We start from the raw sequence: 26478 nt of genomic DNA on the forward strand, positions 1-26478 counted from the left end.
CGCATCCTTAAAACTTTAACCTTTAGCGATCGCCTAATTTATGAAAAATACAGCTCATACAGTTACTTTTATGTTACATTATCAATATTTATGTAATATGTAAAGATGCCAGCGCTCATTGCTATAAGTGGAATAAACTTTGAATAACAAATACCAACAGGGCTTACCAAAGAGAACTCAGAAACCGGGTTTCTGATAGATGTTTGTTGTTATGACTGACGGTATAAACTGGGTTTCTTTGCATAAAGTCCTCACTAACAGATAACTACAACTACTAAATCAGGACTTACGCAAAATATAAAAGTATGCACTCTTTATGACTTATGACTTCTAACTTATGATTTCATTTCCCAAGCTGCTTGAAAGAAATCTCGTTCGCAGAGCATGGCATAACAGTAGGTTGATTCTGCTTCTTGAGTATTATCTGCGTAACTGTCTATCACTTTCTCCAGCTTTTGCGTCAAATGTTCAAATTTCTGACTGCTGTAAGTACGAATCCATTCAGAATATTGATGATCTGGGATTTCTGGTGTAGCTAAGTGTTGTCCCAAAAAAGCATAAAGTCGCATACAAGGAGTCATTGCTGCAGCGATCGCTCCAATATTATTGCTCCAAGCTGTTGCTAGCAGAAAATCTGTGTAACGCCGTGTAGAAAATCCTGGCGTAATAGTTTCTAGGTTGACTCCCCATTTTGCAGCATAGTTTTGATGTAGTTGCAATTCCTCTTTTACCCCACCTGCAAGAGTATGAAACAATTCAAATATTTTCCAATCAGGAGATTTAGCTGCAGCAATACTGTAAGCACGGGCAAATGCTCTGAGGAAAAAAGCATCTTGCCCAACATAATAGGCAAAACTTTTATGAGGCAGTGTACCGTCAGCAATTCCTTCCACAAAAGGATGAGATAAACAGACTGTTGCTAATTGTTGATTTATTTTCCATAAATTATTTGATAAGCTGTTTTGCATTGAAACCATATATCTAAATAAAATTTTTGTCACAGGGAACATGGAACAGGGAACAGGGAACAGGGAACAGGGAACAGGGAATCTAAACTCTTCTTAGCTTATCATAATTTTCCATAAATTCATTTAGTGGTATTATATTATGTTTTAGTCTAAGATTATTCAACAAATTTCAGGAATGTAGATACAGCAGATTGCAGATAGATAAGGTACAAATATAAATGGTAAAGTGAATGCAAGTGCGGGCATCTTGCCCGCGACTGGTATACCTGAATAATATGAAATATGCTGATGATTTATGGAAAAATTTATTTTAATAGAAAATTATTGTTTCTTCCCTCTTCCTCCTTCCTTTTTTTAGGAAGTTATTGTTTCTTCAATCTTCCCTCTTCCTTCTTCCTTCTTTATTCTTCATGGAAAAATTTATTTTAATAGAAAATTATTGTTTCTTCCCTCTTCCTCCTTCCTTTTTTTAGGAAGTTATTGTTTCTTCAATCTTCCCTCTTCCTTCTTCCTTCTTTATTCTTTATTCTTCATGAAAAAATCTATTTTAATAGAAAATTATTGTTTCTTCCCTCTTCCTCCTTCCTTTTTTTGAGGAAGTTATTGTTTCTTCAATCTTCCCTCTTCCTTCTTGCTTCTTTATTCTTTATTCTTCATGGAAAAATCTATTTTAATAGAAAATTATTGTTTCTTCCCTCTTCCTCCTTCCTTTTTTGAGGAAGTTATTGTTTCTTCCCTCTTCCCTCTTCCTTCTTGCTTCTTTATTCTTTATTCTTCATGGAAAAATCTATTTTAATAGGAAATTATTGTTTCTTACCTCTTCCTCCTTCCCCCTTCCTTTTTTGAGGAAATTATTGTTTCTTCCTTTTTCCTTCTTCCCCTTTCCTTCTTCCTTATTCCTTCTTCTATGAAATATTCTATAGTAATTCCTATTTATAACGAAGAGAAAAATCTCCCAGAATTATATCGGCGTATCAGTGCCATTCTGAATAGAATGGATGGAGATGTAGAATTAATTTTAATTAATGATGGGAGTCGCGATCGCTCTCTACAAATACTCCGAGAATTACATCAACAAGACTCTCGAATTTGTTACTTAAGTTTTGCCCGTAATTTCGGACATCAAATTGCTGTTACTGCTGGTTTAAATTTTGCTAGGGGGAAAGCTATTGTAGTTTTAGATGGAGATTTGCAAGACCCACCAGAATTAATTCCAGACTTAATTGAACAGTGGCGACAAGGTTATCAAGTTGTCTATGCTCAACGCACAAAAAGACATCAAGAAAGTTGGTTAAAAAAGTTGCCTGCTTTTCTATATTATCGGATTTTAAAACATTTAGCAGATGTGGATATTCCCATTGATACGGGAGATTTTTGTTTAATGGATAGATGTGTGGTAGATGTGTTGAATAAAATGCCAGAAACTAATCGTTATATTCGAGGTTTAAGAGCATGGGTTGGTTTTAAACAAACAGCAATTAAATTTGAGCGCGAACCTCGTTTTGCTGGTGATATTCAATATACTTTTGCTAAGTCTTTAGCTTTAGCAATTAATGGTTTAGTCTCTTTTTCTAAAGTACCTTTACGACTTTCTACTTATATAGGATTATTTGCTGCTTGTATTGCTTTATTGATGGCTTGTTTAGTTTTATATTGGCGGATTTTTTATCCAGATTCACCATTAACTGGTTTGGCAACAATTATCATGGCAATATTCTTTTTAGGAGCAGTACAATTAGTAAGTATTGGAATTTTAGGAGAATATATCGGACGTATTTATGAAGAAGTGAAAGGTAGACCTCTTTATACTTTATCTGAAGTGGCAGGATTTGAGGATAAGAATTAATACCATCAGGACTTACGCATACAACTCCCTTGAAAACGACATATGTAGGGGCGAATAGCATTCGCCCTCAATGGCATTTGCCCTAAATTGATGAGGGAAGCGGTTTCTTACTCATTTTTAGAGAACTGACTGAAGTATACGTGCTAACAAACGAATTCCATCAGAATTTTTCATATCTTCCCAGGAAAGTGCCCAACCTTCAGATGCTGTTATTAACGATTCATCAAGTTCTGGGTGAAACTGGGTAGTTAGTGCTTTCCGGCCGTTATCCCAATAAATACCGGTTGCTGCCACCTCACATAACGGATCGCCACTTTGAGTATGTGTTGAAGCTAAAATTTCGACACCAATGGGTGCATCCATTAGGCTTTGTAGGTCTAGTATCGAGGCCGCTTCAAGGCTGTAAGCAGTTATCGCATGGTGAATTTGCTGATAGGCCCAACATACGAACCGCATTGATTCTTCTGATACTTCGTTGCCATGAAATGCCTGAATGTGCAGATTGTTCTCGTACTGGAGTGCTACATCAATGATGGCATCAAAACGTTTTGCTACTACACGATATGCCTCCGTGATTTGAGTCGGAACATGAGGAATCTCAAGATCCCGGTAGGGGTATAAACGTGTATTAGAATGGCTAATTTCTTCATTCTTAGCAACTGCAAACGATTCATCATTCCAAGATTGGGCGACAGTACCATAACTCTTTTCGACCTTCAGGCGATTTGCCACCTCGGCAATGCGACGACTGACAGCAACAAACGCTGGTTGTTGTGATTTTTCTAGACGATCCACAGATTCACGGATTAATTCTACATGGGCCTGCGCCGTAAGCTGATGAGATAGACAAATGCCAATGAAAGGCACCTGTTTTAAGAGGAATTCAACAATCAGTTGCGTAGCATCTGAACGAGGAAATGCTGGCGAAAAAGTATCTTTTACATGAACATCCGGTTCGCCCCCTTCCAATACTATAAGTTTGGCTACCCTTGCCAGGGAAGCAAAGCGCTTTAGGTCAGAAATACCATGCTTCCAAGCGGGCACAATAAGGGTAGGTAAACCCAGTATCTGATCGACAATATAGGCCACGTTCTCTGATGCAATGACCCCAACTTTATCCTTGGGTCGTTCGCCAACATGCTCCCAGGGTTCAATAACTACAACACTTTCTGCAATTTCTCCAGGATCGACCAGAGAAAGATCGTCTACATGACGACCCCAGGTAGGACTACGGTCACCGAGAGGATTTGGTGTATTACGTTCAGCGAGAAAAGCATCAATTAAAACTTGACTAGATTTAGACATTTATAGTGCCTCTGATTTTATTAGGACTTATATTTTACAATTTTTCTGAGTGCAGCCTTAATTCCTTAACAAAAAAATCAGAAGGTTTTAGATCGGTAATTTCAATGACACAATTATGCGTCCAGAACAACTGAATTCTAGCATTTCGGATATTTTTCCACCATCTTGGGGTCTGGTATCGCGCGATCAGCGACAAGAAGAGGATTGACTCAAAGGAAAATTTTTCTCTATTATCCCTTTAAAAGGGGAGGCTTTAAACCACAATTTTTCGGTAAATAAAGCTTTTAGCCTTTTTCGACTCTAAAAAAGTGCGCCTGTTTTAATTCCCTTACCCTCAAAAATTCAGAATTTGGGGGTGAGGGGGGGAAGAAAAATCAAAGAAAAATTATTCCTCCTACTTTCTCTGTCTTCCCACCCTCCCCAAACTTCCCACACTCCCCACCCTCTCAACACTTAGCCCTATTTAATTTTTGGGCGAAAGTATGAACAATCGCATGGTTTCCTATATTCCTCAAGCTGCTAACCGTCAGACTCCGAATCGGATAAATGAAGTTGTGATAAAATTAAACATTATTTTCTGGAGTAACTTATGATATCGACCAAATCTTTGCCTTTGAGTTGGGAAGAACTACAACAACTCGCCACATTTGAGCGAGATACCATTAACGGACCAACCAATTCCCAAGCAAGATTGCGGCTGTTTGGACAAGCCGAATCAGATGTGCGAGTTACTCTTTATCGCGATCATCATGCTTGGTGTCCTTATTGTCAAAAAGTGTGGCTGTGGTTAGAGGAAAAGCAGATTCCCTATCGTATCGATAAAGTGACTATGTTCTGTTATGGAACCAAAGAAAAGTGGTATAAGCAAAAAGTGCGATCGGGAATGCTTCCTGCGCTAGAACTTGACGGTCAGTTAATTACAGAAAGTGATAATATCTTATTAGCATTAGAAAACGCATTTGGTCCATTAAATCGGGTGGGGATGGGCGATCGCCCATCGCTGCCTCTGCGCCAGCTAGAACGCCTACTCTTTCGCGGTTGGTGTAGTTGGTTGTGCTACCCCACGCGATCGCAAAGGGACGAACAACGCAGTCGAGATCAATTTACCACCATCGTGGCTCAAGTTGAAGCAGCTCTTGCCAGTACTCCAGGATCTTATTTTCTGGAAGAATTTGGTATAGTTGATTTGGTTTTTACTCCATACATCGAGCGGATGAATGCCAGTCTCTACTACTACAAAGGCTATTCATTGCGGGAAGAAAACCCAAAGCTCTCTGATTGGTTTGATGCTATGGAAACCCGATCCACCTATAGAGGAACACAAAGCGATTTTCATACCCATGCCCACGATTTACCACCGCAAATGGGTGGATGTTATCCTAACCAAGAATCTCAAACTGAGATTAATCAAAAACGAGTCGATTGCGGTCCTTGGTTCGGATTACCAGATGTGATGTATCCAGAACCCGAAACGTCTCGAGCAGAAGCTCTGCACCGGGCGATCAAGCATCGTCATAATATCATTCGCGTTAATCCAGCCGACGATCGCCTTTTTGATGAAGCCTTGCGTTGTGCTCTGACTTACATGATAACAGGAGAACTCTGTCCGCCACCATCTGCTTCCGATCCAGCCCTGCGCTACCTGCGCGATCGTATTAATGTACCCAGAGATATGTCTATCTATGCTAGCAAACGACTGAGAGAAGCATTAGAAACGACAGCAGCTCTATCTGGCGATCGCCAAGGAATACCCATTCCATTACGCGATCGGCGCGATCAAAACCCCGCTAATTTTACCCAAATTTAACAATGGAGTGAGAATTCCCCTCTGCAATCCAAGGTTTGAAGAGGGGAACCCCTATTTGATTTTCAATAAAGGACATGGGATACTATTAAACTTTGGTGTTGAAGGCAAGAAAAAACCGAGTTTAATTTCAATCTGCTTCCCTTTTGCTTGACAATAAAAAACTTATTGTTCCGAAAATTTTATCTAAATCGGTAATAGCAATTCTCAACTTGCTTTTTGTGAATTCATCGGATACTAATTTTCCAAATTGCCATAATTCTCCATCTGTTACTATCCCATACACAGCAAGTTCCTCGGCTTTATTTAATTTTTGCACAGCAATCAACTCAGCGAGACATTGCCCCCATCCCTCACTAAAATCATTCTTTTTTGCTTCAACAACAACGACGATTGGAAAACCCAAAACAGTTTTACCTAATTCTGACTTTGTTGAGAACAAGTAATCAGGCGTTCCATTTAGTTTAGTATCGTATGTTATGAACTTGTGGCTCCAAAGAGTATACTTATCAATAAAACTTTTATAAACTTCTCTTAAAATTGGATAAATAATATTTTCACATCTTGAGTATTCAGATGTGTATATATCCATGTTCTGTTCGCTGAATTTCAATTCCCTGACAAACAGATCAGAAGGTTTTAAATGGGTAATTTCAATAAAGTCTGCTTCCAAATACTTGATCTTATACTCTTGTTGAACTTGAGCAATAGTTTTATAATCACTAAAAGCCATTAATAACTCTTACCTCTCAACGTGAAACTCTTGATTTAATTGCATTATATCTTAATTTTCTGCTTTTTATCGTTCAAGTCCCGCTAGAACATCGGCGGTGTCAAAGGCTAGGGTGTTATACTGGCTAAAGCTGTAACTTGTGGCAGGGTCAAGAATTGAAGGTTTCACCATTGCTTTACTCCAGCAGCTTTTAACTTCCCGGTGTTTGTCTCGTCGGTATGGACTGTCTTTGAGGGAAGTATAGCAAGCAAGCGCTCGCAAAACAAAATGTATGCGATCGCAGCAGGTAAAAACCTAGTGCATCATGATAAAGCAAGCAGGGATAAAGTCTCATCTTCGTCAAATAATTTGATCGCGCTAAACTCCCGACGCAGCAAATTTTCAACTTGTAATGTCGAACAGTTCCCAAGGCGAAGCCAAATCACTTTCAGTGGATTTCCAAATACTAAACTCAGATCGTGCATATCAGCATCTTTCGAGACGATGATTAGATCGTTGTATGCATGCATAATCCCAAACGATTGGGTCGACTGTCGCTTTCATGCCCACATCTCGAAGGTGAAGGGAGTTTGGGAAAAAATCGCTCAAACGGTTTGGTAATTTAGGCGATAGATTCTCATCAAAAAGTAATTTCATGGGGATAATGGGGCACTCATAAACCGACGCTCGCGGTCAGCAGCATAAGCAATGCATGCTTTTAAATCTTCTCGCGTCAGATCGGGAAAATCGTCTAGAATTTCTGCTTCAGTCATCTCAGAAGCTAGGTACTCAAGGACTTCATAGACTGTAATACGCAAGCCACGGACGCAAGGCTTACCACCACCTTTTTCAGGCTCAATTGTAATGATGTCTCGGTAGTTCATAAACTGGCATGAGGAAAAAATGTTTACTTAGCATTATATCGAAAACTTTTGCTGCCCGCAGACAGAGAAGACTTCTAGAGCTTATCTGCAATGCGATCGCCAAGCTGTTCGATTTAGTACAGGGATAGGCAGGGAAACATTCAAGGATGAGTTGAGTTAATCCTGTGGTAAGTTCCCTATTGTTAACACACCTTACTGCTGTGGCTAGATTAGTTATGCAAAGGATTTTGTGAGTTACGCAGGAACAGAGATTATCTATTTATTGATAGATTGCTTCCCTGCTAACATAGCCTACGCGATCGGCGATCGTACTCAGCCAATAGCCAATTAACGACCATTTGTACCCGTAGACCAAAGTGGCACACCACGATTGGTGTAGACAACCACGTTACCATCTTGTTGAATAGCTAGGAAAGCACCTGGATTCCCATGAGTGTTTGAAGCCCAAAGAACACGGCCTCCATCTGCATAGATAACTAAATTACCATCTGCTTGCATTGCCAACACTCTAGCACCTTGGTCGTGAGTGTTTGTTGCCCATACTGACTGCCTGGATGGATTATAGAACCCCTGAGCGTATCTTTGGACGCGGTATGTGCTTTTGGCTTCCGTCCTCAGCCTGAGGAAGTTGTGGAAATTCAGGAACGAGAATGGGGAAAAAGCGGATGAGACCCCGCGTCGCCCAATAGCAAACCTGGTAGCTTCCCTTGCAGGTAGAAAAATACTCTCATCTCCCCATCTCCCCATCTCCTTCTCTATTTTTAAATAGATCCGTTTAGGGGTTCTATACAGAAGCTTTGGAAATGAGAAAGCAACTACTGGGGTCGGCACATCCAGATATTGCCACCAGTCTCAACAACCTGGCAGGTCTCTACAAATTCCAGGGGCGATACACAGAAGCGGAACCTTTATTTTTAAAAGCATTGACTATTTTGTTTTCACAACTAGGAGAAGAGCATCCCAATACTCAGACTGTTATGAAGAATTATGGAATATTTTTGCAGCAAGTCCTTAACGAAAATCGTCAAGGGGAGTTATCTGATCAAAGGAGTTTGCAGATTATCTCCCAGATGGAGAGCGAAGAGTAGGGAGGTGATTTCCGTTCTCGGTTTGTTTTTTACCTCAGTAAAATGCAGGTCAGAAAATTAGTTAAGTTCTGTCTTATTAAATTCATAAGCAAAACTAATTACATATCCTAATTTCTCATCATCAGGTAATTGATAATTTATACCCTCATCCCAGATTATTTTGTATACAAATCGCCTTAACTTTTATGAACAAAGATTGAGAGTATATACTCCTCATTTTGTCAATAAATGTAACGAAAAATTTCCAAATTCTTATAGAATTGTATCAAAACAAGAACTTACCCTACCTTTTTTTCACATTTTCTGGTAAATATACTCATTAAGTATCAGCAATTATCCTCAAGGAGCAATACTTAATGTTCACATCTGTTAAACCCGCCGTTCGCCACATTGTCCCAGAAGACTTGAAAGGGCGATCGCTCTTAAAAGTTGTATATATCGTTCTAGAAGCACAATATCAGAGTTCTCTCTCAGCAGCGGTGCGCTCTATCAACGAAAAAAGTCCTAATTTGGCCATTGAAATTAGTGGCTATTTAATAGAAGAACTCCGTGACCCACAAAATTACGAAAACTTTAAAAAAGAAGTTTCTGAAGCTAACATCTTTATCGCTTCCCTAATTTTCATTGAAGACCTGGCCGAAAAAGTAGTGGAGGCTGTTACCCCCCACCGAGATAAGCTGGACGCTGCTGTTGTATTCCCTTCCATGCCTCAAGTGATGCGCCTGAATAAAATGGGAAGTTTCTCAATGGCACAACTAGGTCAGAGCAAAAGCGCGATCGCTCAGTTCATGCGGAAGCGGAAGGAAAAATCTGGTTCTTCTTTCCAAGATGGAATGCTGAAGTTGTTGCAAACTCTGCCGAAAGTGTTGAAGTATATGCCTATTGATAAGGCGCAGGATGCTAGAAACTTTATGCTTAGTTTCCAATATTGGTTAGGGGGTTCGTCGGAAAACCTGGAAAATTTCCTACTGATGTTGGCAGATAAATATGTTTTTAAAGATAAGAAAAACAGCTCTCTCCAATATGTTGATCCAGTAGTTTACCCAGACATGGGTGTTTGGCATCCCCTAGCACCTAAAATGTTTGAGGATGTTAAAGAATATCTCACCTGGTACAACAGTCGCAAAGATATTTCTGAAGATTTGAAAGACCCTCTCGCTCCCTGTGTTGGGTTGGTATTGCAGCGGACTCACTTAGTTACCGGAGATGATGCTCATTATGTTGCTATGTTGCAAGAATTGGAAGCAATGGGAGCGCGAGTTGTGCCTGTATTTGCCGGAGGGTTAGATTTTTCCAAACCAGTCGATGCTTATTTCTGGGAAGTTGCTGCTAAAGGAGTTGAACCCACACCATTAGTAGATACGGTTATTTCTTTAACTGGTTTTGCATTGGTAGGGGGACCTGCTAGACAAGACCATCCGAAAGCTATTGAATCGTTGAAACGTTTGAATAGACCATATATGGTAGCTTTACCTCTAGTTTTCCAAACTACGGAAGAATGGGAAGAAAGTGAACTTGGTCTCCACCCCATACAAGTAGCTTTGCAAATAGCTATTCCAGAATTGGATGGAGCGATCGAACCTATTATTATGTCTGGACGGGATGGGGCGACCGGAAAAGCGATCGCTCTCCAAGACCGCATCGAAGCTGTTGCTCAACGTGCTCTCAAGTGGGCAACTCTTAGACGTAAACCTAAACTGAATAAAAAAGTTGCTATTACTATTTTCAGTTTCCCACCAGATAAAGGAAATGTTGGTACTGCTGCATATTTAGATGTATTTGGTTCTATCTATGAAGTTGTCAAAGCACTCAAAGGTAACGGTTACGATATTCAAGATTTGCCAGACTCCGCAGAAGAGTTGATGAAGCAAGTCATCCATGATGCGACTGCTCAGTATCAAAGTCCGGAGTTGAATATTGCTCACCGGATGTCAGTTGCAGAATATGAAAGTTTGACACCATATTCCGAACGTTTACATGAAAATTGGGGACCCCCTCCAGGAAACCTGAATAGCGATGGCGAAAATTTATTAATCTACGGTAAGAGTTTCGGCAACGTTTTTATTGGAGTACAACCAACATTTGGTTATGAAGGCGACCCGATGCGGTTGTTGTTCTCTCGTTCCGCTAGTCCCCATCATGGTTTTGCTGCTTACTATACTTATTTAGAACAAATTTGGAAAGCTGATGCGGTGCTGCATTTTGGTACTCACGGTTCTCTCGAATTTATGCCTGGTAAGCAAATTGGAATGTCTGGAGATTGTTATCCTGATAATCTGATTGGTAGTATTCCCAATATCTATTATTATGCAGCGAATAATCCTAGTGAGGCGACTATTGCTAAACGTCGGAGTTATGCTGAGACTATTTCTTACTTGACTCCCCCTGCGGAAAATGCTGGTTTATATAAGGGTTTGCAGGAGTTGAACGAGTTGATCGGTTCCTATCAAACTTTGAAGGATAGCGGACGAGGTATTCCCATTGTCAACACTATTATGGATAAGTGTCGGATAGTGAATTTAGACCAGGATGTGACGCTGCCAGAAAAAGATGCTCAGGAGTTGACTGCTGAGGAACGGGATAAAATTGTTGGGGATGTTTATCGCAGACTGATGGAAATTGAGTCTCGGTTGTTGCCTTGTGGTTTGCACATTATTGGTAAACCTCCTAGTGCTGAAGAGGCGATCGCTACTTTGGTAAATATTGCTAGTTTAGACAGAGAAGAGGAAGAGATAACTGGTTTACCTCGAATTATTGCTAATAGTCTCAACCGAGATATTGAGGAACTTTACCAAAACAATAATAAAGGTATTTTGGCAGATGTGGAGTTAGTTCAGAGTATTACGGAAGCGACTCGTGCTGCTGTTGCTGCATTAGTGAAACAACAAACCGATGCTGAAGGTCGAGTTTCCATGGTGAGCAAACTCAATTTCTTCAACATGAGGAAAAAAGCACCTTGGATAGAAGCTTTAGAAGCAGCAGGTTTTCCTGATGTTGATGGGGAAGTTATTAAACCTCTGTTTGAATATTTGGAATTTTGCTTAGAGCAGGTTTGTGCTGATAATGAATTAGGTTCTCTGTTACGAGCGTTGGAAGGGGAATATATTTTACCCGGACCTGGTGGTGACCCTATTCGCAACCCCGATGTTTTGCCTACTGGTAAAAATATGCACGCTCTCGACCCCCAGTCTATTCCTACTGCTGCTGCTGTTAAGTCGGCAAAAATTGTGGTTGACCGTTTATTGGCGCGACAAATGCAAGAAAATGGTGGGCAGTATCCAGAAACTATCGCCGTTGTGTTGTGGGGAACCGATAATATCAAGACTTATGGTGAGTCACTTGCTCAGGTAATGTGGATGGTAGGTGTGAAACCTGTACCTGATGCTTTGGGTCGGGTGAATAAGTTGGAATTAATTCCATTGGAAGAATTAGGTCGTCCGCGCGTTGACGTCGTGATTAACTGTTCCGGTGTGTTCCGAGATTTATTTATCAATCAAATGAACCTTTTGGATAAAGCTGTGAAAATGGCAGCAGAAGCAGAGGAACCAGAAGAGATGAATTTTGTCCGGAAGCACGCTCTCAAGCAAGCAGAAGATTTAGGAGTAAATTTACGTCAAGCTGCAACGCGGGTATTTTCTAATGCTTCGGGTTCTTATGCTGCGAATGTTAACTTGGCAGTAGAGAATAGTACCTGGGAAGATGAGTCGGAATTACAAGAGATGTATTTGAAGCGTAAGTCTTTTGCCTTTAATTCTGATAACCCCGGAATGATGGAAGATAACCGGAAAGTATTTGAGTCAGCATTGAAAACTGCCGATGCTACATTCCAAAATTTAGACTCGTCAGAAATTAGTTTGACAGATGTGAGTCATTATTTTGATTCCGATCCGACAAAAATTGTAGCGACTCTCCGGGATGATGGGAAAAAACCATCTTCTTATATTGCAGATACAACAACTGCCAATGCTCAGGTGCGGTCTTTGTCAGAGACAGTACGTTTGGATGCGCGGACAAAAATGTTGAATCCAAAATGGTATGAGGGAATGTTGTCTCATGGTTATGAAGGAGTGCGGGAGTTGTCAAAGCGTCTCGTGAATACCATGGGATGGAGTGCGACTGCTGGTGCCGTGGATAATTGGGTTTATGAGGATGTGAACGAGACCTTTATTAAAGATGAGCAGATGCAACAGCGGTTGTTGAATTTGAATCCGCATTCGTTCCGGAAGATGGTAACAACGTTGTTGGAAGTGAACGGACGTGGTTATTGGGAGACCAGTGAGAGTAATTTGGATAAGTTGCGGGAGTTGTATCAGCAAGTGGAGGATAGGATAGAGGGGATAGAGTAATAATGAATAATTAATAATTAATAATTAATGGATAATGAAAGCTATCTCTGATTATTAATTATCTATTGGTAGGGTGGGTGAATATTTGCCCGCCCTTTTTTAATTCTGTCAATATTGCTTAATACCTATTTTTGATACATGGGATGTGCTTCAATACAACCTTCTGAAATAGCTGCATCCCCAAAATCTTTAAACAAAGAGTTAGTATTGTAAATAGTTAGACATTCTTGACTTCTAGTTATCGCTGTATAAAGAAGCTCTTTGCTATGTGCATTTTGTTGCTTTTCATCAGGGTTAAAAAACACCAATATATTACTTAATTCCCATCCTTTGAAACTATGAATAGTAGCAACCTTTATCCTTCCACCTTGCATCCAAAAAGCAGTTTTGTACCTCCGTCTTATTTCATCGACCATATATTTAATCTTTTTTGAATCTCCAGCATAAACTTTTTTCAGCTTCTCATTTTCTTCTTGAGACTCAAAAGCAGCTTGATAAGGTAGACTGAGCTGATTTAGAGCTTTACAGACTTCCCATCCATCTTTTACAGTACAAACTAGAATAGCTATGTCTGCACGAGCATTATTTCTATCTTTAGTTAAGTTTTTAATGTCTACTTTTAAGGCTTCAATTGATTGTTTATATGTACCATTAAACCATAAATTGCGCACCAAAAGATTGCCTTGAAGTGGTTTGACTGATTCGACATTATCTTCAATTTCTAGTTGAGGATAATTAGTAAGAAAGTTAGCTAGTTTTGCTGTTTTTTCTGGGATTCTAAAAGACTCTTTAAGTTTCACAGGACGACCTACTAGAGTTGTTATTTGTTCACCACCATATATGTTTTGTAGACGATCTTCAAAAAACATAAACTCATGGTTTTCTCGACAAATACTTAATAAATCATTAACCCAAGCACGTTGAAAATCTTGACCTTCATCAATGAGTAATACATCTACAGGTGTTTTATCATTTCGATTATCTACTCTTCTGTTTTTCTTATGAATTTTCTTTTCATCAGTTATCTCCTCCTCTGATGAATTTTCATCTATAAAAAGACGGTGATAGTGACCTATTTCAATCTTGTGATAGCAATCTAGCTTACCATTTTTTTGACCATAATAACGAGCTAGACGTTTGACTAAGTCCTTAATATAATTTACCAATGTAATATTAAAGCAAACTACAAGAACCCTTTTTCCTTCTGAAGCTGCTATTGCTGCTTTGTGAACTAACAACAATGTTTTTCCAGAACCAGCAGCACCTATGACTCTGGTACCACGAGATTTTTTTTCCTTCTTTAGTATTTCCCGTTGCTTTTTAGTCAGGTTAAGCAAATGTTCAACATTTGTCATGCCATGTTTAGGTAAAGCTAGTGCGTTAGCTAAACGATCTGCTAATCCTATTTCCTGCATTAAGTTTGCAAATAGTGAACCATGTTGAAGATTGCGCTTTTCTAGGATTTTTTTGAGATTTTTAGGTTCAAGATAATCCCATCCAAAAACATTAGAATATTTATCTAATATAGTTTCTAATTGCCTTTCAATATCAGCAGTTTTATGTTTGTGAAAATAAACAAAAGGTTGGATTAAACTAAGAAGTTTCTGGTTAAGTATTTTCTTAGAACCTAAAATAGGTATCTCATATTTAAAAATAGAATCGCGATACTTATCCACCTGTTTGAAAGGACAGTCTTCTTTTTCCCATTTACCAGTATTTTTGGCGCGAACTTCCCACTTATATTCCTCTTTCTTATTGCGTTTAATTTGATAAGCATTTAAATTCCAATCTTTGACTTCAAAAATTCCCATACCAGCATCTTCGCAAAATATGATAATATCAGATCGTTTTAATTGCTAAAGATAACCGTCTGGAAACATTGAAACCTTTAATTCTTGAAGTAAATCAAGCTTTAGAAAGTTTGAATCAAGGTAATGTTATTTATATTCAATAACTATAGAGGGGAAATAGCTCTAGCTATGGATGCTCTTGACCCAGATGCTAGATTACCTCAATTACTACAGCAATGGAAACCGATTCTACCTCGGGTTACTAATTATCAGGTGAGTTCCATCAGTTATTCTTGGATGAACGATCCTTGGTCTAAGGGAGGTTGGGCGTATCCTAGTGAATCCCAAGAAGAAAAATTATTTAATGAACTTAGTCGTAGTGAAGGACGAATTTATTTTGCTGGAGACCATACCTCTTCTACAAGAGGATGGTTACAAGGAGCATTAGAGTCTGGAGTGATGGCTGCGAAACAGATTCATCAGGCGACATCAGAGCGCATATCTAGTTAAAGACTCACAAGCAAAAGCCTATTAACTCAAACAAATTAGTGCAATTATTATCAAATATCATCTAGCAAATTAAGCTAATGCTACAACGAAAGAATCCTCTACTGGAGTCAAGAAACAAGAGCATTTATAGCAGAAGTTCCAGAATTACCAGGTTGTATTGCTGATGGAGAAACCTATCAGGAAGCAGTGCAAAATGCAGAAATAATTATGCAAGAATGGATTGAAACTGCTCAAGAATTAAGACGAGAAATTCCGACACCAAGAACACCCTCAATATTGGCATAATTTATATAATCTTTGAGCGATCGCCCAGCATAACCTCAGAATCACCAAGCATCCTCTAAAAATCGCCTCATCCAAAAAACAATCAAATTACAAAATTGAACGATGAGCAAATGCAGCAACGCCTGTTGAATTCGATATTACTTTTTCGGTAGATTAGAAACGTTTCACCCTATTAATATCAATTAATGTCAGACATATTTATAAGCTCGCCTCGCGGTCACTGGGTTAAACTGAGTATCCACAAATTCCACTGGATCGTGGGTTTCAATCCACAAATGAGCGCCACAATCTAAAGGTTGATAGGGTTTATAAACTATACGACACGGACCCTTAATAATTATCTGATACCCCAAATCATTGCGGTTTCTCTGCTTAACAGATACTACTGGCTTCAATTTATCGGGAGTCATTAGAGGATCGTGCTTAATTCTCTTGCCATTTTTTTTAATTTTCTGTTGATTGACATGAATTATCGTCGGTTTCTTTCGTTCCTGATGACACCAAATACCTTTCGGACCTCTTGTACCTGGTACAACCACAGGCATTTTCCGCTGACCATAAACAGGAATTTTCCAAAATCCTTTATGCTTATAAGCACCTCTAATTCTACCTTGAGAAAGTAGAACTCTTACTCGTTGACAACAAATACCTAATAAAAAAGCAGCTTCTCTTGTTGTAATAGTAGTCATTTGTACTATAGCACTATAGTTTTTATATAATACTAATTATAAATTTATACTTCTCAAGTATAGTCATCCTATTAAGAAAATGTGTAGCAAATGTAACATATTTTTTGATGATGATCGGATAAAGCTGATGGAGAAACCTATCAGGAAGCACTGCAAAATGTAGAAATAATTATGCAACAATGGATAGAAACTGCTCAAGAATTAGGACGAGAAATTCCTACACCAAAAATTCGGTCAATATTGACATAGATAAAATAGGCGATCGCCCTGCTCATAACAAGAGCGATCGCTAACTTAAATTATCCATCAATATCCTGAGAGAAAATCATCTCCAAATCTCGATAACCGCTAATTACTCGCACTACTTGCACCCCATCATCTATTGATGTAATTTTCTACTGGAAAACTTCTGAGACCAAGTTCTAACTCATCACATTTTTGCCCCATTTCGGGAAAATCAGCTAACAGTTTACATTGCTGTTTAATTCTATTAATAAGTCTTCTAGCAGCATTAGAATTAAACCTAGCAATATAGCGGTTAATTTCCTTTAATTACTGTTTTGCTAAAGGAGATATAATAAATCGACTCATTATTAAATTATCCCTTGTTTCATTTCAGTTTCGATGCACTTAATATCTGCCTCCAACTCTGCAAATACCTCTTCTCCATCAATTCCTTCACCACGATCTAGCTCTTCTATTCCCATTCTTATTTTTTCTTTTAATTCAACAAAATGTTTGGCGCGAATACTCTCTTTTTCTGATAAAAGTCGCAATGCTTCTCCCACTACTTATGTAGCGGACGAATACCTACCACTATTAACTTGTTCCTCAATAAATTTTCGCGCTTCTATACTTAAAGATATGTTCATAAAAACGACCTAAATAATTGTCAAATTATTATTAAAATTATAATCCTAGTAAGAAAATATAGCAAGTTGCATAATTTACAAAATTACCTACACAAAAAATACGGTCAATATTGCCATAGATAAAACAGGCGATCGCCCTCCTCATAACAAAAGCGATCGCCACCATAATTAAACTAACAATACCTGCTACTTTTACACCAACGAACCTACTTGATACCAGGAGCGGGGGCACCTCTTAATAATCCCTCAGTGCTAATATCTTCGTCTATTTCTTCCCAATGAATACCATAACCACCACCACATATTTCCCATGCTTGTAGTTGTTCAGCAGTTATTTCAGACGAGGATACCAAACTAAAGGAACAGTAATAGTTCGTCCATCCATCAGTTCAACACTGAAAGTATCCTCTTGTATTTGTACATTTTTAACTCGCTCATCAGCTTGAGGTGTTGAAATACTCATCCCATTTCTCCAAAAAAATTTGTTGATTAACTTCGACAATTGATTTAATTTTTCTTAACTCTTTAAGACTAAACCCAATATTTTTACCTAGAGATACAGAATTGGCAGAAAGATTATCTCTATCAAAATGATTGCCTAAAAAGCTCAAAAAAGAAATCTTGAAGAAGGAGACAGGAGACAGGAGACAGGAGACAGGAGGAAAATTATATGGGGATAGTCAACGAAGGGCCGCTCCGCGTCTACGCTCCCCCAAGTAATGCGTGAACACCCCCGTTGACGGTGGGGTATTAAACCCACAAAGAAAATGATAAATAATCAATTAATAACAGTTCCAGAACAAGGTTTGGCAGCAAAAAAAAATGGATAATTGTTAAAAATAGCATCAGAAAGTCTTGATGTTTTTATTACAGTAGACAAAAATTTAACTTCACAACAAAATCTTCAACAAATTGATTTAATAATAATCGTTTTAATTGTTAAAGATAACCGTATGGAAACATTGAAGCCTTTAATGATTGAAGTAAATCAAGCTTTAGAAAGCCTGAAAAAGGGTGATATTACTTATATTGAATAAATTAATAGATTAATAGTTGAGCGATCGCGCAGTGTAAAATAGGAATTTTTATTTCTTTTATATAGTTTTATTGTATCCACTAAATAGGGCTTGCTGATTAAATATCAAAGCATTGACTGATATTGGTTTGCTGCCTTTTTTTGCCTTGAAAAAGTGCAAGCTTTTCGGTCGCTCAAGCTCAAAAAGCTAGTGTTTTGGGGCGATTATGGCAGAAAAATCACTCTTACAATTTTTCCGACTACCTCCTCTACAATTCCCATTTCTCCCCTCCTGGGAGGGGTTAGGGGTGGGTTGTCTCCTGTCTCCAGTATAGCTGTCTCCTACCCCTACTAAAAGACTTTTTCAGCAAACCCTAAATATGATGGGGCAGGCAATGATTATAACTGCCAAGACCAACCAAAGGGATTGATAGAAGAGCGATACGGCTGACTCCACGCTCCGCGAACGCCAATAATAGTTGCCAGAAACGGAATTTTACCAGTCCTCAAAATGCGGTCGCGCACATATTTAAAAAAACTCAATCCCAACTTATGAGTAGTAGCCACAAGAGATATAAATGTATCCCAAGCTTTTGTCCCCTCAGCAGTCTGAGTTTCGTAACTGATATTGCGTCGTTGAACCATACTCCTGGCTGCTAATACCATTTCTCTGTCATAATGCGCTTAATAATTCTTACCCAAACCTGAATTTTACTAATAGCTGTTATCTTTGATTAAGCGCAACTTCATGGAGAAATGGTATAACTCCGCCGGATTATTATGCAATGGCAATTGAGGATGGTCTAAGGCCAACAACAACTCCTAAATTTGAAAAGCAGTTAATCGTTTTCGTTCATACAATATTCTTATTTTGGCTACCCTTATTGATTGAACCCATATACTCGCTCTTCTATCATCCCTTTGATTGGCCTTGGCAGTTATAATTATTGCCTATCCCATTAGACATCTGGTAAAAATCAAAAATCAAATTAATTATTACACATAAATTATCAATTATTTCCCCTCCTGGGAGGGGGAGGGGCGAGGGGTGGGTTCCCTACTGCCTACAGCAAAGCTGCCTACTGCCTCATTTGGAGGAGATGTCTATTATATTGAGTGGATACGATTCTGCCTACTTAAGAATTATTTGTATTTCCAAATTTTATTCCTCTTCATCATTGGATAAAGAATTAAGGTCAAGTGATAATTGTTGGGGAAGTTGATCTAGTTGGAAATACTGATGAAATTTATCTGTGACTTGTAACCAATAAGAACGAGATTCCTTTTGACGACGTTTACGAACAAACCCCAAGGTAACAAGTTCTGGAACGTGCTGATAAACTCCTGAACCACGAATATCTACTAATTCTGATTGAGTAATACCTCCTTTGAGGGCGATCGCTGCTAAAGTCCTCAGAGCACCTACTCCCAACTCTGGTTGAATCAAAGATTCTATCAACTCAGCAAAAGTTGCTTTGAGTTGAAGACTATAACCTTTTTCTGTTTCTATAACTTCTAAGGCAGTATGTCGATGGGCATATTCAGACATTAATTCGATTAAAGCATCTTTAACTTGGCCACGCTCACATTTGGCAATTTCAGCAATTTCAGAAATGGAGAGGGGTTGTCCTTTGAGGTATAAAATTGCCTCAATTTTACTAGGAAGACTAAACATTTAGTATCATTACTTTGGGGTTCAAGAATTTATAATTTAGAATTTAGAATTACCTCTTCTTATAAATAAGAGGATTGGATCGATGGATTTTTTTTCTTCTCTTGGTCGATTGGATATGGCTCCGAAAGCTGCTCTGATCAGAGCAGCTTTCCTTACGGAATGCTACCGCAAACGCGGTTCGCCATCCCTCCACCGCTTTTTTCTCCATGAATGGAGAGGCTTTATACCTTAATTTTTCGGTAATTGTGATTAGAAAACTTTGCGCTTCATTGATGAGCAAAGTAGTCTAGTCTGATTTTTTTATCATAAGGTTGTTGTTAGGTCAAACTTGAAGTCCAAATCTAATATCATGTCCGGTAGCAAAGGTCAGGAAGAAGGAAGAAGGAAGATGCAGGAAGCTTAAGAGCAAGAAAAAAAGTTAAGTCCTATATAAATCATCAATTATTTATCCCTGTTCCCTGTTTCCTATTCCCTCTTTTCTGGACATATCCAATAAAATAGGTATTTGATTTTAACAAATTTTTGTGCTATAATAAAACATTGTGTCTAAAATTACTGCAAATCATGCCAAAACTAAAAACTCGCAAGGCGGCAGCTAGACGCTTTAAAGTAACAGGCAGTGGAAAAATCATGCGTCGTAAAGCTTTTAAGAGTCATCTGTTGCAACATAAAAGCTCCACTCGCAAGGGTCGTCTGTCTAAAATGGCTCTTGTCCATGAGACTAATGAAGAAAATGTACGTTTAATGCTTCCATATTTGTAAAATTTTAGGGGGAAATTTATGACCAGAGTCAAAAGAGGTAATGTTGCCCGTAAACGCCGTAACAAAGTTCTTAAACTAGCTAAAGGATTTAGAGGTAGACAGTCTAAACTATTTAAAGTAGCTAACCAGCGAGTTATGCAGGCGTTACGCAATGCCTATCGCGATCGCCGTAAACGCAAACGGGATTTCCGTCGTTTATGGATTACTCGGATAAATGCTGCAGCTCGTCAACAGGGCATGAGTTATAGTCAACTGATAGGTAATATGAAAAAAACTAATATTGCCATTAACCGTAAAATGTTAGCCCAATTAGCAGTTTTAGATCCTGAAACTTTTGCTAAAGTAGTTGAATTAGCAAGTCAAGCTAAAGGATAATATCAACTAGAAGATTTAGGGAGTTGGGAACCGGGAATTTTTATAACAGTTACTTCCTACTTCCTACTCCACTCCTAAGATTTCAAATCTAGCCTTATTACTTATAAAAATTAATATTAATTATGGATAGCACTCTACCAGTTTTATACCTATTAATACTACTGATATTATTGTCTGTGGCAGGTATATTTGTCATTCGCCAGATTGCGAAGACAAGGAAAACTGAAATTCAGCTTTCTAATTTGAAAAGTAAACTGACAAAAGAACAGGGAACAATAGATGAATATTATCAGCTTGGCAGTATATTTTTAGAAAAAAAATTGTATTCTCAAGCAACTGAATGTTTACAAAAAGCTCTGAAATTAAAAGGTTCAGAAAATTCAGAAAGTTTTGCTAAAATTTATAATGCTCTTGGTTTTTCTTACTTTGCTAAAGAGCAATATGATATTGCTATTAGGCAATATAAAGAAGCATTAAAAATAGACCCTAGTTATGTAACTGCCTACAATAATTTGGGTCATGTTTATGAGAAGAAAAAATTAACTGCTCAAGCTTTAGAAGCGTATGAATCAGCACTAAAATGTGACCCAAACAATGATACTGCGAAAAGACGTGCAGAATCTATGAGAAAACGTTTAATACCATCTTCATAAAATCTTAATTAGTTAACTATTAGCTATCTCCAGAAAATAAACTTGCTCTTTATTTAACATAAGCTAGAGTTGTAACAGTCACTTACAAAATAATTTTTCGTGTCTTTGGCGTGAAAATCTATTCCCTGTCCACAGTTATATCATGTCCGGATAATTAGTGATAAAAAAACTTTCTCCTTCTCTTCTCCTTTCTTCCCTCCTGACTCCTGACTCCTGTACGTCGCCAATCTGACGGCTCCCCTACCTGACTCCTCCGTCGTTTATTTATAACTGTTCAACCGGACATGATATTATATCATGTGCTCCCTCCGGGGGAGCTGCGCTAAGGGATAATTACTGATAACAAAGTTTTTGTTTGTAGCTTTGCTCTAGCCCTTACAATATTTATATTAGGGATAGAGCAAAACTACGAGCCTAATTATAACTGTTCTACCGAACATGATATTAAGTGTTCCCTGTTCCCTACTCCTGCAAAAAGTCTATTCTTTTTCGCAGATGTGTATTAGACATCTCCAAAAATAAAAAATAAAATCAATTCTTATCCAGAAATTATCAATTACTCCCCTCCTGGGAGGGGGAGGGGTGGGTTCCCTGTTCCCTGTTACCTGTTCCCTGTTCCCTCTTTTCTGGAGATGTTTATTAGCTATTGACTACTGAGCTTCATCGGAATTTTGATCACAAACTCTGTACCTTTTCCAAGATTAGAGTTAAATTTTAGGCTACCGCCATGTTTCTCAACTACAATTTCATAGCTAATAGACAATCCTAGTCCAGTACCTTTACCAATATCCTTAGTGGTAAAAAAAGGATCGAAAAGATGTTCTTTAGCTTCTGGTGCAATACCAGGTCCATTATCCCGAATACACATTTGTACAAATTTACCAACAACTTTAGTGGAAATGTCAATTAGACTTGGTTCTAATTTAATTTGTTCGGTAGTCCGCTTTGCATCTTTTTCTTCAATAGCATCAATGGCATTACTAATAATATTAATAAATACCTGATTAAGCTGTCCTGGATAACATTCCACTGGTGGAAGATTACCATAATTTTTAACAATCTCTATTGCCGGAAGATGATCTCGCCTATTAATGCGATTGTATAAAATAGTAAGAGTACTATCAATTCCTTCATGGAGGTTAGCTTGTTTCTGTTCAGCTTCGTCAAGGCGTGAAAAACTTCTCAAAGATTTGACAATATCTTCAATACGATTAGCTCCCACTTTCATTGAGTTAAAAAGTTTCGGTAAATCTTCCTGCAAAAATTCTAATTCTATAGCTTCTATTTCTTCCTGAATTTCAGGATGTGGGTTAGGGTAATGGGTTTGATATAGCTCAATCAAATTGAATAAATCTTGAGTATATTTCTTAGCATGAGAAAGATTGCCATAAATAAAACTTACGGGATTATTAATTTCGTGAGCTATTCCTGCTACAAGTTGACCCAAACTAGACATCTTTTCATTTTGAATCATCTGAGTTTGAGTCCGCTTCAGTTTCTTGAGAGTAGTTTCTAATTCTCTTGTCTTACTGCGACTTTGATTATATAGTTCTGCTTGAGTCAAGGCAATATCTAACTGTTCCACTACAGCTTTTAGTAAACTAATTTCTGTATCACTCCAGTGGCGTATCTGAGTGTGATTATGACATACTAATGCTCCAATTTGACCTGATGTTTTTTGAAAGGGAACAGACAGAAAAGATTGAATTCCTATTGATTTGAGCAATTTTCTAAAGATTCGATCTGGTTCTAGGTCATTATCAACTACTTTGATAACTTCTAAATGCAAAGCCTTTTGATTAATCGAACCTAATATTGAAGCTGGATATTTATCTGGTATATCGGGCAAACCTGGAATTTGAGATACATTACTAGAATACCAATAAGGTTCTTCTGCATCAGTGCAATACCAGGAAAAAAGGCATCGATCTGTTTGCATCAACTCCCGAACTCTATTGAGAGTAGTATTTAAAATAGTTTCAATATCCAGAGACTGGCGTATCTGACTGATAATTTGGTTAAAAAGTTGTTCTCGTTGAGCCTTTTCTCGTAACTTTTGTTCAGTACCCTTGAGTTCAGTAATATCTCTTGTCATACCTACAATACCAATAATATTGCCTTCAGCATCTTGAAAAGGTGTTTTTGTTGTGAGGAAGGTTCTGAGTTGACCTTGTATGGGCACAATTTCCTCATAATCTTTTGAAATGCCACTATTAATAGTTTGGCGATCGTTATCTCTGATTTCTCGTACAACTTCTAGAGGCAATATAACTGTCTCATTCTTGCCAAGAAGATCGTCAACTGATTTATTAAAACTATTGGCAAAAGCAGAGTTAACTAACAGAAATTCTCCTTGTAAATTTTTGGCAAAAATTAAATCTGTCGTACTATTAATTACTCCATTTAATAAGTTATAACTCTCTTTGATTTTGGCTTCTGCTTGCTTGCGATCGCTAATATCCCTACAAATACAAATAAGTCCTACATCTGTCATTGTCAAAGCAATTTCCTGGAAGAACTTTGTACCATCTTTGCGTTTAGCAACACACTCTCCCCGCCAAAAACCTTGTCGATCAATTATAGAAAAAGCTTCTTTCTTAATACGTTCTAATTCTTCCGGTTCATATAAAATTTGCCAACTTTTACCCAGTAACTCTTCTGGGTTATCGTACCCGAGAATCTGCACATGAGCATGATTTATGTATGAGTAATGTTCTCCATCAACTAAAATTGCAATCCCATCAATTGCTGCTTCAATTGCCATCATTTGCTGTTTGAGTTGTTCTTCTACTCGCTTGCGTTCAGTGATATCTGCATAAGTACCGAGAATACCGAATATTCTACCCTTTTCATCAACTAAAGGAACTTTGCAAGTATCTAACCAAACCAGATTGCCATTAGGTAGCTGTCTTTGTTCAACTAAGTGCATTTGTGGTTTGCCAGATAACATAATTTCTTGATCGCTCTGTTGTTCTAATCTTGCCTTCTCCTCACTCAAGGCAAAATTATAGTCTGTATTACCAACAATTTCTTCGCAAGATTGGTGATTTATTTCTCTAATAAACGTACTATTACAACCTTTGTAAATACTATTGCAGTCTTTCCAGAAAATAGCTTGGGGCAAAGTATCTACAATAGTTCTGAGTAACTGTCGTTGTTCGACTAATTCAGACTGAATTTTTTGGCGTTCTGTGACATCATGCGCCATACTGAAAAGACTAATTAGCTGATGAGCATCATCATAAAACGCAAAATTGTGCCACTCACAAATAATAATTTTTCCTGTTTTAGTTATGTTTTCATTAATATTGAATGTTCCTCCTGTTCCTGCAAGTAACTGTTGAATTACTTGAGCTACATCATCCTGAGCTGAGGGAGGAACAAGATTAAATTCTGAGGTTGACTTACCAAAGACTTCTGCTTTGCTATAACCAAAGATTTTTTCTGCAGTATGATTCCAGTCAACAACGCGAAAATCAGCATCAAATTCTATTGCAGCTAGAGGAGACTTTTCAAAAAAATATCTTAATTTTTTTTTGCTCTGACGCAAGGCAGCTTCAGTTTTCTTTAGTTCAGTAGTGTCAAGAATAATGCCATCCCAATAGACATTTCCATCTTTTTGTTTGCATGGCATTGCAGTTGCTTGTAGCCACTTGAGCTTGCCAGAAGGAGTGGTAATTCTATATTCTGTTTGCCATATTGCTTCAAGTTTGAATGCCTGAGTTACAGACTGCTGAACAGTAGGGAGATCGTCGGGGTGAACTAATTCCCACAACATACTATTATCCTGAAGGGCAACTTCTGGATCGACTTCGTAGATATCATCACAACCGTCGCTCAGAAAAGTAAATTTTCCTATAGGATCTGTAGGAGATTGGTAATATTGATAAAAAAGTCCAGGGGTGCTAGCAGCAATACGTTGCCAACGATATGTAAATTCTTGTAGTTGTGCTGCTGTGTGCTTTTTCTCAGTGATATCTTCGATGGATACTACTATACCTATTACATTTCCTTCTTGGTCATGGAGTGGTATTTTGTTGGTATCGATCCAAGCTTGACTACCATCTGGACGATGTTGGGTTTCTGTCATATTAAACTCTGGGGTGTTAGTTTCCATAATTCTAAAATCGCACTCCCGATACCACTCAGATTCTTCTTTGGTCGAAGGGAGATCGTAATCAGTTTTACCCATAATTTCTGTAGGTGATGAAAAACCACAAATTTGAGCAGCATAACGGTTGCACCCTAAAAAAACGCTGTTGCGGTCTTTCCAAAAAATCATTTGAGGTAAGCTATTGATAATTGAGTATAATAACTGTTGCGACTTTTGAACCTGTTTCAATTCAGTGATATCTTGAGAAAATGTTACTAAATAACTAATTTTTCCTTGACTATTACGCAGAGGAATTTGATGGATAGCTAAATAGCGTTCTTCTATATGATCATTTAGTTTGACTTGGGTAGTTTTTTCTACTGGATGTCTATGGTTTGTCTCCCTGCTGAATTTTAAAATTTCTGTTTGATCTTCATTGCTGAGTTGTTGAAAAGCACGATTACTATAAAATATTTCCTGGTTCGTCAAATTTTGACAAATCAAGTTTTCAGGTAAAATATCTAATATTTGCTCCAACTGATATAAACGTTCTTGAATAATAGCATTTTCATTTTGTAAATCAACTAACTGTTTTTGCCAGGTGCGCAAACTATTGACATCAGATTTCATAACTTTTTACTCGCTAATATTAGGAAATTATATTATTTTGATTAGTTGAACATTCACTAATATCATAACTAATATCATTGTTTTTGACATCTGTATTTATATATAGTTAAAGCGTACTAATTTTGATGGGGTTCACAAAAATAAGAGCCAATAACTCTACTGCTATAGATTATGTC

The 26478-nt window shown here is 38.0% G+C and carries 25 protein-coding genes and 1 pseudogene; 10 read left to right on the plus strand and 16 right to left on the minus strand.

Features of this window, described 5'->3' with window-relative positions; all coding sequences use genetic code 11:
- Positions 1-335 precede the first annotated feature (335 nt).
- Complete coding sequence (locus F6K27_RS06255; protein WP_353735943.1) at positions 336-977, minus strand: TenA family protein; 642 nt, start codon at positions 975-977, stop codon at positions 336-338.
- An 898-nt stretch (positions 978-1875) separates the two neighbouring features.
- Here F6K27_RS06255 and F6K27_RS06260 point away from each other — a divergent pair.
- On the plus strand, positions 1876-2814 hold the full coding sequence (locus F6K27_RS06260; RefSeq protein WP_124142887.1) for a glycosyltransferase family 2 protein: 939 nt from the start codon (positions 1876-1878) through the stop codon (positions 2812-2814).
- A 117-nt stretch (positions 2815-2931) separates the two neighbouring features.
- Here F6K27_RS06260 and F6K27_RS06265 read toward each other — a convergent pair whose 3' ends face one another.
- Entirely contained in the window at positions 2932-4119 is a 1188-nt protein-coding gene (locus F6K27_RS06265; protein WP_287274198.1) for a hypothetical protein, read from the minus strand.
- A 589-nt stretch (positions 4120-4708) separates the two neighbouring features.
- On the opposite strand from F6K27_RS06265, the gene F6K27_RS06270 reads away from it, so the two are divergent.
- Complete coding sequence (locus F6K27_RS06270) at positions 4709-5926, plus strand: glutathione S-transferase family protein (protein ID WP_287274199.1); 1218 nt, start codon at positions 4709-4711, stop codon at positions 5924-5926.
- Positions 5927-6053: 127 nt separating this feature from the next.
- Here F6K27_RS06270 and F6K27_RS06275 read toward each other — a convergent pair whose 3' ends face one another.
- The 5 genes from F6K27_RS06275 to F6K27_RS06295 all read right to left on the minus strand — a co-directional run bounded on the left by F6K27_RS06275 (position 6054) and on the right by F6K27_RS06295 (position 8266).
- On the minus strand, positions 6054-6656 hold the full coding sequence (locus tag F6K27_RS06275) for a hypothetical protein (RefSeq protein WP_287274200.1): 603 nt from the start codon (positions 6654-6656) through the stop codon (positions 6054-6056).
- Positions 6657-6958: 302 nt separating this feature from the next.
- Positions 6959-7165: a DUF5615 family PIN-like protein gene (locus tag F6K27_RS06280; RefSeq protein ID WP_275670261.1), complete on the minus strand. Its 207-nt coding sequence runs from the start codon at positions 7163-7165 to the stop codon at positions 6959-6961.
- Entirely contained in the window at positions 7122-7292 is a 171-nt protein-coding gene (locus tag F6K27_RS06285; protein WP_287274201.1) for a DUF5615 family PIN-like protein, read from the minus strand. The genes F6K27_RS06280 and F6K27_RS06285 overlap by 44 nt, the downstream gene beginning before the upstream one ends.
- Positions 7289-7519: a DUF433 domain-containing protein gene (locus tag F6K27_RS06290; protein ID WP_287274202.1), complete on the minus strand. Its 231-nt coding sequence runs from the start codon at positions 7517-7519 to the stop codon at positions 7289-7291. Before F6K27_RS06290 ends, F6K27_RS06285 begins: the two co-directional genes overlap by 4 nt.
- Positions 7520-7846: 327 nt before the next feature.
- Positions 7847-8266 carry a hypothetical protein gene (locus F6K27_RS06295; RefSeq protein WP_124142892.1) on the minus strand — a complete coding sequence of 140 codons (420 nt, stop codon included), beginning with the start codon at positions 8264-8266 and terminating at the stop codon, positions 7847-7849.
- 56 nt (positions 8267-8322) lie between these two features.
- On the opposite strand from F6K27_RS06295, the gene F6K27_RS06300 reads away from it, so the two are divergent.
- Together F6K27_RS06300 and F6K27_RS06305 are read left to right on the plus strand one after the other, a co-directional pair.
- Positions 8323-8607 (plus strand): tetratricopeptide repeat protein, encoded by a 285-nt coding sequence (locus tag F6K27_RS06300; protein ID WP_124142893.1) that lies wholly within the window; start codon positions 8323-8325, stop codon positions 8605-8607.
- Positions 8608-8963: 356 nt separating this feature from the next.
- The gene (locus F6K27_RS06305; protein WP_287274203.1) at positions 8964-12953 is read left to right on the plus strand and encodes a magnesium chelatase subunit H; all 3990 of its coding nucleotides are present in this window, start codon (positions 8964-8966) and stop codon (positions 12951-12953) included.
- Positions 12954-13078: 125 nt separating this feature from the next.
- Here F6K27_RS06305 and F6K27_RS06310 read toward each other — a convergent pair whose 3' ends face one another.
- The gene (locus F6K27_RS06310; RefSeq protein ID WP_287274204.1) at positions 13079-14764 is read right to left on the minus strand and encodes an AAA family ATPase; all 1686 of its coding nucleotides are present in this window, start codon (positions 14762-14764) and stop codon (positions 13079-13081) included.
- Positions 14765-14887: 123 nt separating this feature from the next.
- Here F6K27_RS06310 and F6K27_RS06315 point away from each other — a divergent pair, with 123 nt between their 5' ends.
- Both F6K27_RS06315 and F6K27_RS06320 read left to right on the plus strand, forming a co-directional pair.
- Entirely contained in the window at positions 14888-15253 is a 366-nt protein-coding gene (locus F6K27_RS06315; protein WP_287274205.1) for an FAD-dependent oxidoreductase, read from the plus strand.
- Between the two features lie 156 nt (positions 15254-15409).
- Positions 15410-15538 (plus strand): type II toxin-antitoxin system HicB family antitoxin, encoded by a 129-nt coding sequence (locus F6K27_RS06320; protein WP_287274265.1) that lies wholly within the window; start codon positions 15410-15412, stop codon positions 15536-15538.
- 188 nt (positions 15539-15726) lie between these two features.
- Here F6K27_RS06320 and F6K27_RS06325 read toward each other — a convergent pair whose 3' ends face one another.
- The 5 genes and pseudogenes from F6K27_RS06325 to F6K27_RS06345 all read right to left on the minus strand — a co-directional run bounded on the left by F6K27_RS06325 (position 15727) and on the right by F6K27_RS06345 (position 17562).
- The gene (locus F6K27_RS06325; protein ID WP_287274206.1) at positions 15727-16227 is read right to left on the minus strand and encodes a hypothetical protein; all 501 of its coding nucleotides are present in this window, start codon (positions 16225-16227) and stop codon (positions 15727-15729) included.
- Positions 16228-16602: 375 nt separating this feature from the next.
- Positions 16603-16770 (minus strand): type II toxin-antitoxin system RelE/ParE family toxin, encoded by a 168-nt coding sequence (locus F6K27_RS06330; RefSeq protein ID WP_353735944.1) that lies wholly within the window; start codon positions 16768-16770, stop codon positions 16603-16605.
- A gap of 50 nt (positions 16771-16820) precedes the next feature.
- Complete coding sequence (locus F6K27_RS06335; RefSeq protein ID WP_287274207.1) at positions 16821-17015, minus strand: hypothetical protein; 195 nt, start codon at positions 17013-17015, stop codon at positions 16821-16823.
- Positions 17016-17136: 121 nt separating this feature from the next.
- A complete protein-coding gene (locus F6K27_RS06340) occupies positions 17137-17331 on the minus strand; it encodes a hypothetical protein (RefSeq protein ID WP_287274209.1) in 195 nt (64 codons plus the stop codon).
- Positions 17306-17562 (minus strand): annotated as a pseudogene (locus tag F6K27_RS06345) (DUF2442 domain-containing protein). Before F6K27_RS06345 ends, F6K27_RS06340 begins: the two are co-directional and overlap by 26 nt.
- A gap of 367 nt (positions 17563-17929) precedes the next feature.
- Here F6K27_RS06345 and F6K27_RS06350 point away from each other — a divergent pair.
- Positions 17930-18136, plus strand: coding sequence for a hypothetical protein (locus F6K27_RS06350; protein WP_287274210.1), 207 nt, complete (start codon positions 17930-17932; stop codon positions 18134-18136).
- A 377-nt stretch (positions 18137-18513) separates the two neighbouring features.
- On the opposite strand, the gene F6K27_RS06355 is transcribed toward F6K27_RS06350, so the two are convergent.
- Together F6K27_RS06355 and scpB are read right to left on the minus strand one after the other, a co-directional pair.
- Positions 18514-18780 (minus strand): hypothetical protein, encoded by a 267-nt coding sequence (locus F6K27_RS06355; RefSeq protein ID WP_287274212.1) that lies wholly within the window; start codon positions 18778-18780, stop codon positions 18514-18516.
- Positions 18781-19276: 496 nt separating this feature from the next.
- On the minus strand, positions 19277-19789 hold the full coding sequence (scpB, locus tag F6K27_RS06360) for an SMC-Scp complex subunit ScpB (protein WP_287274214.1): 513 nt from the start codon (positions 19787-19789) through the stop codon (positions 19277-19279).
- Positions 19790-20353: 564 nt separating this feature from the next.
- Here scpB and rpmI point away from each other — a divergent pair.
- The 3 genes from rpmI (at position 20354) to F6K27_RS06375 (ending at position 21579) form a co-directional block, all read left to right on the plus strand.
- A complete protein-coding gene (rpmI, locus tag F6K27_RS06365) occupies positions 20354-20551 on the plus strand; it encodes a 50S ribosomal protein L35 (protein WP_124142915.1) in 198 nt (65 codons plus the stop codon).
- 18 nt (positions 20552-20569) lie between these two features.
- The gene (gene rplT / locus F6K27_RS06370; RefSeq protein WP_124142898.1) at positions 20570-20926 is read left to right on the plus strand and encodes a 50S ribosomal protein L20; all 357 of its coding nucleotides are present in this window, start codon (positions 20570-20572) and stop codon (positions 20924-20926) included.
- A gap of 122 nt (positions 20927-21048) precedes the next feature.
- Positions 21049-21579 carry a tetratricopeptide repeat protein gene (locus tag F6K27_RS06375; RefSeq protein WP_287274216.1) on the plus strand — a complete coding sequence of 177 codons (531 nt, stop codon included), beginning with the start codon at positions 21049-21051 and terminating at the stop codon, positions 21577-21579.
- Between the two features lie 643 nt (positions 21580-22222).
- Here the strand turns inward: F6K27_RS06375 and F6K27_RS06380 are convergent.
- Positions 22223-26302, minus strand: coding sequence for a PAS domain S-box protein (locus F6K27_RS06380; protein ID WP_287274217.1), 4080 nt, complete (start codon positions 26300-26302; stop codon positions 22223-22225).
- Positions 26303-26478 lie beyond the last annotated feature (176 nt).

It is taken from the genome of Okeania sp. SIO2F5, from assembly GCF_010692685.1.
GTDB lineage: Bacteria > Cyanobacteriota > Cyanobacteriia > Cyanobacteriales > Microcoleaceae > Okeania > Okeania hirsuta.

Bases quoted from the DNA above. Each gene is read 5' to 3' on its own strand.
- F6K27_RS06255 (WP_353735943.1), bottom strand. From the start codon at position 977: ATGGTTTCAATGCAAAACAGCTTATCAAATAATTTATGGAAAATAAAT.
- F6K27_RS06260 (WP_124142887.1), top strand. From the start codon at position 1,876: ATGAAATATTCTATAGTAATTCCTATTTATAACGAAGAGAAAAATCTC.
- F6K27_RS06265 (WP_287274198.1), bottom strand. From the start codon at position 4,119: ATGTCTAAATCTAGTCAAGTTTTAATTGATGCTTTTCTCGCTGAACGT.
- F6K27_RS06270 (WP_287274199.1), top strand. From the start codon at position 4,709: ATGATATCGACCAAATCTTTGCCTTTGAGTTGGGAAGAACTACAACAA.
- F6K27_RS06275 (WP_287274200.1), bottom strand. From the start codon at position 6,656: ATGGCTTTTAGTGATTATAAAACTATTGCTCAAGTTCAACAAGAGTAT.
- F6K27_RS06280 (WP_275670261.1), bottom strand. From the start codon at position 7,165: ATGCATGCATACAACGATCTAATCATCGTCTCGAAAGATGCTGATATG.
- F6K27_RS06285 (WP_287274201.1), bottom strand. From the start codon at position 7,292: ATGAAATTACTTTTTGATGAGAATCTATCGCCTAAATTACCAAACCGT.
- F6K27_RS06290 (WP_287274202.1), bottom strand. From the start codon at position 7,519: ATGAACTACCGAGACATCATTACAATTGAGCCTGAAAAAGGTGGTGGT.
- F6K27_RS06295 (WP_124142892.1), bottom strand. From the start codon at position 8,266: ATGGGGAGATGGGGAGATGAGAGTATTTTTCTACCTGCAAGGGAAGCT.
- F6K27_RS06300 (WP_124142893.1), top strand. From the start codon at position 8,323: ATGAGAAAGCAACTACTGGGGTCGGCACATCCAGATATTGCCACCAGT.
- F6K27_RS06305 (WP_287274203.1), top strand. From the start codon at position 8,964: ATGTTCACATCTGTTAAACCCGCCGTTCGCCACATTGTCCCAGAAGAC.
- F6K27_RS06310 (WP_287274204.1), bottom strand. From the start codon at position 14,764: ATGGGAATTTTTGAAGTCAAAGATTGGAATTTAAATGCTTATCAAATT.
- F6K27_RS06315 (WP_287274205.1), top strand. From the start codon at position 14,888: ATGTTATTTATATTCAATAACTATAGAGGGGAAATAGCTCTAGCTATG.
- F6K27_RS06325 (WP_287274206.1), bottom strand. From the start codon at position 16,227: ATGACTACTATTACAACAAGAGAAGCTGCTTTTTTATTAGGTATTTGT.
- F6K27_RS06355 (WP_287274212.1), bottom strand. From the start codon at position 18,780: ATGGTATTAGCAGCCAGGAGTATGGTTCAACGACGCAATATCAGTTAC.
- scpB (WP_287274214.1), bottom strand. From the start codon at position 19,789: ATGTTTAGTCTTCCTAGTAAAATTGAGGCAATTTTATACCTCAAAGGA.
- rpmI (WP_124142915.1), top strand. From the start codon at position 20,354: ATGCCAAAACTAAAAACTCGCAAGGCGGCAGCTAGACGCTTTAAAGTA.
- rplT (WP_124142898.1), top strand. From the start codon at position 20,570: ATGACCAGAGTCAAAAGAGGTAATGTTGCCCGTAAACGCCGTAACAAA.
- F6K27_RS06375 (WP_287274216.1), top strand. From the start codon at position 21,049: ATGGATAGCACTCTACCAGTTTTATACCTATTAATACTACTGATATTA.
- F6K27_RS06380 (WP_287274217.1), bottom strand. From the start codon at position 26,302: ATGAAATCTGATGTCAATAGTTTGCGCACCTGGCAAAAACAGTTAGTT.